This window comes from Bacillus sp. P4_E1, from assembly GCF_056401715.1.
In genome coordinates this window covers 443,347-451,875 of sequence record NZ_JBFUIV010000001.1, presented here as the reverse complement: position 1 = coordinate 451,875, position 8,529 = coordinate 443,347, and the positions used below count along the sequence as shown (strand labels likewise).

At 33.5% G+C, this 8,529-nt stretch carries 6 protein-coding genes; 5 read left to right on the top strand and 1 reads right to left on the bottom strand.

Annotated elements, in window-relative coordinates; translation table 11 throughout:
* The 4 genes from AC1DS7_RS02210 to AC1DS7_RS02195 all read left to right on the top strand — a co-directional run.
* Positions 1-1,217, top strand: a 1,217-nt coding sequence (locus tag AC1DS7_RS02210; RefSeq protein ID WP_476998748.1) for an RNA-guided endonuclease TnpB family protein, incomplete at its 5' end; no start/stop codon positions are given.
* 349 nt (positions 1,218-1,566) lie between these two features.
* Positions 1,567-3,384 (top strand): AAA family ATPase, encoded by a 1,818-nt coding sequence (locus tag AC1DS7_RS02205; RefSeq protein WP_002012669.1) that lies wholly within the window; start codon positions 1,567-1,569, stop codon positions 3,382-3,384.
* Positions 3,374-5,224, top strand: coding sequence for a hypothetical protein (locus tag AC1DS7_RS02200; protein WP_016102078.1), 1,851 nt, complete (start codon positions 3,374-3,376; stop codon positions 5,222-5,224). The genes AC1DS7_RS02205 and AC1DS7_RS02200 overlap by 11 nt, the downstream gene beginning before the upstream one ends.
* Positions 5,225-5,540: 316 nt before the next feature.
* On the top strand, positions 5,541-6,137 hold the full coding sequence (locus AC1DS7_RS02195; protein ID WP_002085820.1) for a hypothetical protein: 597 nt from the start codon (positions 5,541-5,543) through the stop codon (positions 6,135-6,137).
* Between the two features lie 101 nt (positions 6,138-6,238).
* Here the strand turns inward: AC1DS7_RS02195 and racA are convergent, their stop codons facing one another.
* The gene (gene racA / locus AC1DS7_RS02190; protein ID WP_002012665.1) at positions 6,239-6,781 is read right to left on the bottom strand and encodes a chromosome-anchoring protein RacA; all 543 of its coding nucleotides are present in this window, start codon (positions 6,779-6,781) and stop codon (positions 6,239-6,241) included.
* Between the two features lie 362 nt (positions 6,782-7,143).
* On the opposite strand from racA, the gene AC1DS7_RS02185 reads away from it, so the two are divergent.
* Positions 7,144-8,499, top strand: a complete 1,356-nt coding sequence (locus AC1DS7_RS02185) for a hemolysin family protein (protein ID WP_002127238.1) — start codon at positions 7,144-7,146, stop codon at positions 8,497-8,499.
* Positions 8,500-8,529 lie beyond the last annotated feature (30 nt).

The following is an 8,529-nucleotide window of genomic DNA, read 5'->3' as shown; positions in this document are numbered from 1 at the left end:
GTTCAAAAGCGTTGCGAAATGTTGGATTGTACACGATTAAACAAAGTTATCTGAATAATAACAAGATGGCTACTGTAAAAGAAGTGGACACTGCCATGCAAGCCGATATGAACTACTCGGGCGTCCAATCAAACTCTGTTCAAGCGATTCGTAGAGCCTTATTTACAGAAGTAAAAAGCTTTTTTAAAGCATGGGAACAGTGGAAGAAAAAACCGGAAACATTCACAGGCCGTCCTAGGTTTCCGAATTATTCTGGTTCAACGGACAAACGAATCATTGAAATCTATCAGGTTCCAAAAGTGGATGATAACGGGTATTGGATGATTCCGATGAATGTGGCATTCAGAAAAAAATTCGGTTCCATTAAAATACGTATGCCTAAAAACGTAAAAAATAAAAAAATCTCCTACATTGAGATTGTACCGAAGCAAAAAGGTCGGTTCTTTGAGGTGCATTACACATATGAAATGCACGTTTCTCAAATGAAGAAACCATCCACGACTACTAGTAACGCTTTGAGTTGCGATTTAGGTGTAGATAGATTATTAAGTTGCGTAACAAATACAGGTGACACATTTTTAATTGATGGAAAAAAATTAAAATCCATTAACCAATACTTCAACAAAAAGATACGTAATTTGCAGCAGAAAAATATAGAAAATGGAATTTCAAAACGCGTTGTAACGAATAGAATGGCCGCACTTTGGCATAAACGAGAAAGACAAATAAATGGTTACATTTCACAAACTGTGGGTTTGTTGTTCAAAAAAGTGAAAGCATTCGATATAGATACTATTGTCGTAGGGTATAACACGGGTTGGAAACAAAAATCTGATATGGGAAAAAAGAATAATCAAAAGTTTGTTCAAATTCCATTTCATAAACTGATTGCAGCAATTGAGAATAAATGTATAAAAGAAGGCATCCGATTTTTAAAACAAGAAGAAAGCTATACTTCAAAAGCTAGTTTTCTTGATAAAGATAGGGTCCCAGTTTGGGATAAGGATGATAGGACGCATTATCGCTTTAGTGGCAAACGAATCACTCGTGGTCTGTACCAAAGTAAAGCAGGAACATGTATCCACGCTGATATTAATGGTGCGTTGAATACATTGGGAAAATCAAGAGTTGTAGAATTGGATGACAACCTCAAAGTGAAAACGCCGATTCTATTAGAAGTGCAAAMACGTAAGGCTGTTGCTTCGCGCATAGCTTAGTGGGTGCGTCAACCATCCATGTGTACTCGACTTGTCGGGGCTTGTAGCACACGCCRGATTCATCTGAGTGGTGGCTTCTTCTATAAGGAAGAACTGCTCTTTTTCGAAAGGGTGGTGCAAGTGGGGAAACGATTGTTCGTTTCTAGTACCAACCAAAAACATACTTGGGGTGTTACTGTAAGGTGGCATGAATTCTAGAGCGTCAAACTGTCTAGCGATAGACGAAAAGACCTAGCGTTCTAACTCAAGCCCCCACTGAAACGCTTCATCTCAGTGGGGGTAGTTGACTTCTAGTTTTAGATTGTAGTTCATACAATAAGAATAGTATGAAAAAAAGAAGGTGACTACGTTGAAATTACATAAAGCTCTTCATCCAAGTTTTATAAAGCGAATGTATTATATGAGGTTTATTGGGAAGTTTGCAAAAGCTGAGGGAGAGAAGAATGGAGAAAATTTCTTTGTACAATGTCTTTCTTCAATACCTTTAACTTTACAAGAGTTATTTCCGACTGGAAAATATTTGTTTGAAGGATTATGCAGTAATAAAAAGAATGAAAAAATCTTTACTGATTTAAAGAAGCATAAATTAGAAAAGCAACTGGTTATGTTTCGTCTTTATTATGATCGTGGAAATTTATTTCTGGAATTAATATGCACAGAAGAGCCTCGGGAAATAGCATCTTCATATAAAGTGATTCCTTCACCAAAGGTCTCAAATTATAAAAAGAGAGCGTCATTGGAACGGAAGTTAAGCAACGGTTATTTATCATTTCTTATGCCTAAATTACCAAAAGACTTTGAGCCTCCAGAATTATTGTGGCATGAGGGAAGGCTATATGGAAATTTATCGTTAAAATCATCAATAAGTTCAATTTCATATTTTGAGCAAAGAAAAGAATGCAAATATATTGAAATAAACGATTGGATGAAACATGTAGAAATAGCAGTAGATGATCATTTATATTTTGTAAGTGAAAATGTGTATGACCAACTAAATAAACGAATTGCTGAAGAAGGTAAGTTAGTTGAAGTAGAAGATATTAAAATGCAAAAGGATGACTGGGAATGGGATGAGCGTGAATCCTCTTTTTTGCAGTATGTACAAAGTATGGTTCGTAATAAAGGGTTATATTTGGATGATACAGATATATATAATTTTCACATTAGTATTAAAACCAATATGTTAACAATTGTTGGTGGTATACCAGGTGTTGGGAAATCACGCTTTGTGCAAGCTTATGCAGAATCACTTGGTTTACGTTATGGGGAAGAATTAATTTGGATTCCGATTTCACCATCGTATCAAGAACCACATGATATTCTCGGTTACCTTCATCCGAATGGTAATTTTATTGAAAGTGAAACGAAGTTAGTTCGGACATTGTTAAAGGCTAAAGAAAATCCAAATCAATTGTATATAATTGTGTTCGATGAAATGAACATGTCACATATTGAGCATTGGTTTACTCCGTTTCTATCCGTTCTTCAACTTGAAAAGAAAAATCGTATTTTGAGTTTGTATGAGAAAGTACAAGAAATAGAAAATCAAATTCCACCTTCAGTGGAAATTGGTGAGAATATTATTTTCGTAGGCACTGTAAATTTTGATGAAACGACGAAAGAGCTTTCCGATCGATTATTAGATCGAACAAATTTGATTACATTACAAAAAATTCCGTTTTGCGAGATGAGTATAGAACATGAGAAAGTTGTTCAGCAACCTCCGCTGAAAGTAACAACGGGAGAATTTCGACTCAATTGGTTTAGGAATAAAGAGATGATCGAAGTGTATACTGAAGAGGAATTAGAGTTATTGGATAAGTTACATGATGTATTATCATCACACGATATATCAAAAGGAATTTCTTTCCGATGTGCAAGCGCAATCGCTACGTATTTGCAAAATATACCGTTCCAAAATAATCAGTCTTATATGATTAGCAGGGAAGAAGGTTTTGATTTGCAAATAAAGCAGCGTGTATTAACGAAACTAAGGGGGACAGAAATGACAGTGGGCCCTCTACTTTCTGAAGAAGCAAAAAGGGGAGCGACATTGATACCACTTTTACAGTCTCCGCTTGCAAATCGTGTATCTACATTTGAACATTCTTTAGCTTATATAAGACAAAAGCGTAGAGAACTGGAGCTGTATGGCTATGCAAAATGAGGAGCGTTATGAAACAGCAATCGTCGATACGAAAGAAACGCTCCCGTTTGTATTGAAGCTAATTATTGGTACTGAGGGGAAAGGCGATTTTATCCTTTTAAACCGGCTTTGTACGTCTACTACAGCATTAGTTCAATGTATTTATAAAGTACAGGAATTAAAACCACTGAAATTACATTTCCATTATCAAAATCCAATGGATATTACATTCATATGGAATAAAGTATATGAGGGACAAAAGAATATAAAAGAGTCACAATATGAATTAAATGAAAAAAAACAAAGAGTATTAGTGTATGAACATGGAAAAACTGAATTTTTTTATCCGTGGCGCTGTGGCTTATACCATTTTGAAGTGCGTATAGAAGATAAAACTTATTATGGTGCGTTTCAAGTTGTTCCTAAAAACTTTTTTGATGACCAATTTGAAATGATTCAAGATTATGTGAAGTCAATTTTAAACGAGTTAATTTTAGATAGAGGTTATTACAAGAAAACTTTCTCAGCACTTAGCGATATTGAAGATTCTTCTTATTTGGTATTGTTAAGAAAGTTGCCACAAAAAATGAAAAGAATAAAACAAATTTTTAAGAAAGTAGAATCGAATGCGGAATTTGTACACGAATATGAATGGGAAACGAAAGCGCGGAAGGCAACGAGAAAAACTGCCATTATGACGGAAAGAAAGCTTTATGCGAAATATTACAACCGTAAATTTAAGGAGCAAAAAAATAGTATTGAAAATGCATTTCTTAAATTTAAAACGATGCAATTCTATTATTATTTACTTGAAGCAGAAATTTTTGTACGTAAAACTATTGAAATACTAGAAGGAGAAAAGAAGAAAAAGTCAGATGAATTTCAAGCTGTTAAAACAATTATGAAAACGATTGAACGAAATGGATCCGTGACGGATAGGGAAAAACAAAAATATAGAAATCTACATTTACTGAAAGAAGCAGATTTACGGAAAAGTTCTGTGAAAATACAAGAATATAAAATATTAGCTCATATCGTATATGAAAGTGTGCAATACTTTCGAAATTTATTGTATTCTCCATTTTGGAGGGAAGTTTCTGAAACAGCTACCATTAATTCGAACATTTTATCTATACCGCATCAACAATTAATCCACCATTTAGAATTGTTACCGCAACATACGGAGCAACCCCCATCTTTATTATTCGTATATAAACCAACGTTTTTAGTGTATGAGTATTACGCTTTTTTTATCGTTATTTCTATATTAGAACAAATCGGATTTGAAGATAAGAATCCTATTCGTGAACAAATACAAGAACATTTTTATTTAGACGGATTACAAGATGGAACGACAGTGATTTTACATCGAGATGATATAAAAGTGCACGTCGCGTTTAATGATTTAATTGAAACACACCCTCTTATTGCACTAAGCAAAGGAAGTAATTTTTATAACGGAGAGGACACAAAGAAGCCGGATATTCGTTTAGATTGTTATGTAAAGGAAGAAGAGAAGTATGTATATAAATCTTCTATTATTATCGAAGTGAAATACAGCCCTATGTACAATATTTTTCAGCCTGTCGGTAATACGAAAGCAACGGAGCAAATGTATAAATACTGGTCTATTAAGTATGTAGAAGAACAGGATGGTAAACGAATTTTTAAGCGAAGAGCGATTTATGAAGTGATTTGTGTATATCCAGGTAGCCATATGCATAGTAAAAAAATTGAATCTGGATGTGGAGTGTTTTTACAACTATATCCATATAAAACGAAACAAGGAGAAGAGAAGTTGGCTGGGAAGCATGGGATGATTCAAATTTTTGAGAAATGGTTAAAAAGTAATAAAATGTAAAAGAAATCCTTTTTAATGAAGGATTTCTTTAGGTTAAGAAGAATTATATGCAGTACGGAAAGACACATTATACGGTTCGAACTTGATAGTGATTATTATTTTTTATTAGAGTAATTGAATCTTTTTATGTTTGTAATAGTATGGGGAATTAAGGGTTTTTACATGTGCATGAATGACTAATAAGTAGGAATTTAATTCATTTTGCAGAATATAATAAGACATAAATATTTTTAGTTGCATACGAAGATTTGTTCTTATATGATAGTAAGCGAAAGCGTTATCAAAAACAGAGCGGCGATGGGAAAGGCGGTTAAATATGTTCCAGCGTGTTCAAACAAAGGAAGAGCATTTTTGGTTCGAGCAACTGTGGGGAGATTTTTGTGAAGAAAGAAACTTAATGTTTGTAGAACGTAATTTAAATCCATCACGATTTTTATTAATAGAAGATGAACATCATATTGGTACAGTAGAATGTATTAAGTTTACAGTACCTGAACAATCAAATTCTGAGTTTTTCTATCCGTTTTCTAAAAATGATTTAGTGAAAGATTTGAAAAATGTGTATGAAATAGGAAAGTTAAGTATTGCGAAAACGTCTCGGGGGAGAGGACATTTCAAAAGGCTGGCAGCTATTTTATTTATGCATGCGTTAGAGACGAAAGCGGAATGGTATATTGCAGCAGTTACAAAAAGAATGTATATGTATTTACTTACACTCGGTTTTCCAATCGAACCGATAGATAGTCCATTCCAGTTTCATGATACTTTACAAGGTGTACCAGTGCGAATTCATGCTCGAAAAGGGGCTACACATCTGTATTCTTTGAAAGAATTCCGTGATATTATTCAAGGGAATGCTCATGCGCAGGCACTTATTGCAGAATACAGTAAAAATATTATGTTAACAAAATGAAAATATATGAATATGTATAGTATGAAGAAGAGTTACTTATTAAAGGCATCTGTTTTCATACAAAAAGTAGACCCTTATTCTCAGAATAAGGGTCTAAAATATTATAGTCCAAATATACTAAAAATCATTTTACGACGCTTCGGTTTCTTTTCTCTTTCATATGTTGGTTTTGCATCAGGAGTAATGTATATTGGTTCTTCTTTTTTTAGGGCAGCTTCTAGTTTTTGAATTCGTTCTAACATTTCCTCTATTTCGCGGCGATGTTGTAAAAGTTGGTATGTAACGACATCATTTGCTTTATCTTGCATTTGTTCTTCCATTCGATCTAGTCTTCTCGTAATTGTGGTAAATTGAGCTGTTAATTGCTCAAAATCATTCGATGATGTGTTTTGAACAATTGTGTTTACTTGAGTTTTTAATTTTTCTACATCATTTGAAGATGGTTTTTGAGTAGTTTGAGAGTTTTGAGGCTGGTCCATTTGAGAGCGATGGTATTCTAACATTAGATCTAAATCACCTTGTGTGAAAATAAAATGACCATATTTATTTTTTTTAATCGTAAGATTTAATTGTTGTGCAATCCGGACAACAGCCTTTGGGCTAACACCTAATTTCTTTGCGATAAATGGTGTTTTATATTCCAAAATAATCCCTCCTATATATATCCTGTTGAATGATTTCTAGTTATGTAGCAAGTTCCCTTCAGGTGTGACAAAAGAAGTGTGGAATCGGCAAAGAAAGTGTTTTTTCACGAAGTTCAGCTGTTTAGCACATACTATTTATATAAAATATTTTAGTTATCGGAAAATTGGGCTTATTATAGTTTGACGATAATAAGCTAATTAGATTATCATAATTATAAATATCTTTTTTATGTATGCATATAATATATAAAAAGGTGGTTACTAATGTAGAATTTTATTAGAGTATAAGAATGCTTACTTCACTTGAATAAATTTAAGTAGGAGGTGGCTTCCTTGCTTACACTGTAAGTAAGGAAAAGTATTTGGACATATATAGTATAAGTATAGTGATTGTTTTAATTGCCTTAACGGCATTTTTCGTTGCAGCAGAATTTGCAATTGTTAAAGTGAGGAGTTCACGAATTGACTATTTAATTGCAAAAGGAAATAATCGTGCAATATCTGTCAAAACAATCATTACAAACTTAGACGAATATTTATCAGCTTGTCAATTAGGAATAACTGTTACAGCTCTTGGGATTGGGTGGTCTGGTAAACCTGCGCTAAAGCACATGTTTGATGTGTTGTTTGCAAATTGGAACGTCCCTACTCAACTCGCAGACATTTTAGCTATAATTTTAGTATTTTTGTTTATCACATTTTTCCATGTGGTAGTAGGAGAGTTAGCTCCAAAAACATTTGCGATTCAAAAAGCAGAACAAGTGAGTTTCTTTGTTGCTAAGCCACTCATTTTGTTTTATCGTATTGCATTCCCATTCATTTGGATTTTAAATGGATCAGCTCGGTTAATTACAAAGTTTCTTGGGTTGAAACCACCAAAAGGGCATGATGAAGTGCATTCAGAAGAAGAATTGCGGTTGTTAGTTTCAGAAAGTTATAAAAATGGTGAGATTAATCAATCTGAATATAAGTATGTGAATAAAATATTTGAATTTGATGATCGTATTGCGAAAGAAATAATGGTACCACGAACAGAGATGAATATTTTAAATAAAGAAATGCCTGCTGAAGAGGCTTTACAAAAAATGTCTCATGAAAAATATACGAGGTATCCGGTTGTTGATGGTGATAAGGACCATGTAATAGGCTTTGTGAATTTTAAAGATATATTTACAGATTTTGTGAAGCACCGAGTTGTTAGTGAAAAGACAGTGGAGCAATATATTAGGCCAATTATTTTAGTTATTGAATCTATCCCGATTCATGATCTATTTTTAAAAATGCAAAGAGAAAGAACACATATCGCTATATTAATTGATGAATATGGTGGTACATCAGGTCTTGTAACCGTTGAAGATATTTTAGAAGAAATTGTAGGGGATATTCAAGATGAGTTCGATACTGATGAACAACCGGAAATCCAACAAGTTAGTGAGACGAAAACGATTTTAGAGGGAAAAGTACTTGTTAGTGAAGTGAACGCATTATTAGGTTTGACTATTGACGACGATGATGTCGATACGATTGGCGGTTGGATCCTAACAAAAAATATTGAGATTTCCGAGGGTGATACCATTGAGATTGAAAATTATAAATTTTGCGTGAAAAAATTAGATGGACACTATATTAAGAGATTAGAAGTAACGAAACCTTCAGAATCGATTGTTATTGTAGGAGATGAAAAAAAGATTTCGCTCCAAGAACAAATTAGTTCGTAAACTCTGCTTTGTAGCAGAGTTTTTTTGAGC

What these genes read in the sequence shown, in the direction of transcription:
- AC1DS7_RS02200 (WP_016102078.1), top strand. Translation starts at nt 3,374, where the DNA reads ATGCAAAATGAGGAGCGTTATGAAACAGCAATCGTCGATACGAAAGAA.
- AC1DS7_RS02195 (WP_002085820.1), top strand. Translation starts at nt 5,541, where the DNA reads ATGTTCCAGCGTGTTCAAACAAAGGAAGAGCATTTTTGGTTCGAGCAA.